We start from the raw sequence: 2,260 nt of genomic DNA on the forward strand, positions 1-2,260 counted from the left end.
CAGTTGCGCGCATAACGCAACCGCCTCGGCCAGCTCCGCGGCAAGTTCGCCCCGGGTGTCCTCCCCGGCGTCGTGGCGGGCGCAGGCATCGCTGGCAAGGTAGACCAGGCCTCGCGCGATCTCGCGGACCAGCACCTCCAGCCTCATCAGCCCGGCCAGACGCTCATAGCTCGATTGCAGGACATGAGGGTCGTCCCAGGGCTCGTCCAGTTCGCGCCAGGCGCGGTCCTCCTCCCGGTCGAGTGGCAGGCGCGCCTCAAGCGCCTCGATAGCGCCGCGGAGATTGCCCGCATCGATCAGTCGGGTCGCAAGATCCGACAGGAAGCGGCCCGCATCCACGCCATACGTGATGCCCTCGCGCGTCTGCACCAGCCGCTTGCCAACCCCGAAGGCCCGCGCGGCTTCCAGCCTTTCGTCCAGGCCAGCGCTGTCAGGGTCGATCCGGTGCTCTGCGGGCAAGGCGCTGTTTTCCGGCGCGTCATCCCTCCCCGGCCTTTTCCGGCGCAGCATGTGGGACAGGACCGCGACAACTGCCAACAGAATCGACAGGACCGCGAAGATTTCCATCCAGTCGGGCATCGGCACGTCCCTGAAGGAGAGGTGGTTGGTCAACAGCTTTTAAGTGTATTTTATACACGTATGGATATGAAATCTGGACAGTGCAAGCCCGCGCTTCATAGGTTTGCCCGAACCGGAAGGAGACCCCATGCGCAGCAGCCGAATGATCACCGCCGTCGAGGCTCATGCCGAAGGCGAACCAGGGCGTGTCATCACCGGGGGCCTGCCCCCCATTCCCGGCCGCTCGGTCTTTGAAAAAATGCAGTGGATGCAGGCCAACGCCGACGAGATCCGCACGCTGATGTTGCAGGAACCGCGCGGCAACCCGGCGCTGTGCTGCAACGCGATCGTGGAGCCCTGCGACCCTTCGGCGGACGCGGGCTTCATCATCATGGAGCAGACGGAATACCCGCCCATGTCGGGCTCGAACACGATCTGCACGGTCACGGTCCTGCTGGAAACTGGCATCCTGCCGATGGTCGAGCCGGTGACCGAACTGACGCTGGAGGCTCCGGCGGGGATTATCCGGGTGCGGGCCGAGTGCAAGGATGGTAAGGTCACCCGCGTCACCTTTCGCAACGTGCCCGCCTTCGCGGTGCATCTTGACGCGGAGATCGAGGTCGAGGGCCACGGCCGCGCGCGCGTCGACGTGGCCTGGGGCGGCATGTTCTATGTCATCGCCGAGGCCGCGCAGTTCGGGTTGGATCTTGTGCCCGAAAACGGTGCCGAGATGGTGCGCCTGTGCGAAGCCCTGCGCCGCGCCGCCGTGGTGCAATTGCCGGTGGTGCACCCTGAAAACCCCGCCATCAAGGGCCCGACGATTTCCCAACTGACGGGGCCTGCGAAGACGGGCGGGCATCATGGGCGCAGCGCCGTGACCGTGTCGAACAGCGTCGCCGCGCCGCCAAGCGCGATGTCCCTGCCCGGCGCGCTGGATCGGTCGCCCTGCGGTACCGGCACAAGCGCCAAGATGGCTTGCCTGCACGCGCGCGGCCTGCTTGCGCCGGGGCAGGATTACATCAATGAAGGCCCCATCGGCACCACTTTCACGGGCCGGATCGAGGGCGTGACGCAGGTCGGCCCCTATCCGGCCATCTTGCCAAGCATCGCCGGACAGGCCTGGATTTACGGGGTCAGCCAATACACGCTCGACCCCACGGACCCGTTTCAGGCGGGCTTTCGCGTGGGCGACATCTGGGGCTAGACCCGACCGCCGCCCAGAACCGAGAGCCGTCCGCGCAGCTTGATCAGCAGGTCGCGCGGGAACCCGTCGACCCGCCCCGTGGGATCGCCCGCCGTTTCCGCAAGCGCCCGGTCGACGCGGGTTACCAGGTCGCTGGCGATGTCGCGCGCCTCGGTCTCGCGGCCTGCCAGCCGCAGGCACAGCAGCGGACCGTAGTCCGTCAGGCGCGGATCGCTCAGGCGCACATCGGCGGCACTTGCCAGCACATCGTCGGCCAGCCGTTCGGCCAGGTGCAGGATGTCGCCGCGCGCCTCTGTCCTTCGCAGGGACAGCAGAAGGTCGGCAGCCTCAGACACATGCCCGCGCGCGGCCTCGTCCCGCCCCTGCCGGGCCTCCAGCCGGGCCAGGCGCAGCAGCGCGGCGGCGCGGTCCCGGTCGGTCATCTCCGTGTCCAGCGCCCGGCTCAGCACCTCCTGCGCCGGGCCGGATCGGCCTTCGGCCCAAAGCGCATCGGCCCGG

General features: G+C 67.9%; 3 protein-coding genes. 1 reads left to right on the plus strand and 2 read right to left on the minus strand.

From position 1 onward, the window contains the following. Window positions 1-579 (minus strand): hypothetical protein (locus ACEQXV_RS02815; protein WP_372525124.1); only part of this gene is annotated, 579 nt, incomplete at its 3' end. Between the two features lie 127 nt (window positions 580-706). Between ACEQXV_RS02815 and ACEQXV_RS02820 the strand changes: the two genes are divergently transcribed. Further along, entirely contained in the window at window positions 707-1,762 is a 1,056-nt protein-coding gene (locus ACEQXV_RS02820; protein WP_370267792.1) for a proline racemase family protein, read from the plus strand. On the opposite strand, the gene ACEQXV_RS02825 is transcribed toward ACEQXV_RS02820, so the two are convergent. After that, window positions 1,759-2,260, minus strand: a 502-nt coding sequence (locus ACEQXV_RS02825; protein ID WP_370267793.1) for a hypothetical protein, incomplete at its 5' end; no start/stop codon positions are given. The two genes, ACEQXV_RS02820 and ACEQXV_RS02825, sit on opposite strands and share 4 nt — an antisense overlap.

This window comes from Nioella sp. (assembly GCF_964229645.1).
Lineage (GTDB): Bacteria > Pseudomonadota > Alphaproteobacteria > Rhodobacterales > Rhodobacteraceae > Nioella.

Bases quoted from the DNA above. Each gene is read 5' to 3' on its own strand.
- ACEQXV_RS02820 (WP_370267792.1), top strand. From the start codon at position 707: ATGCGCAGCAGCCGAATGATCACCGCCGTCGAGGCTCATGCCGAAGGC.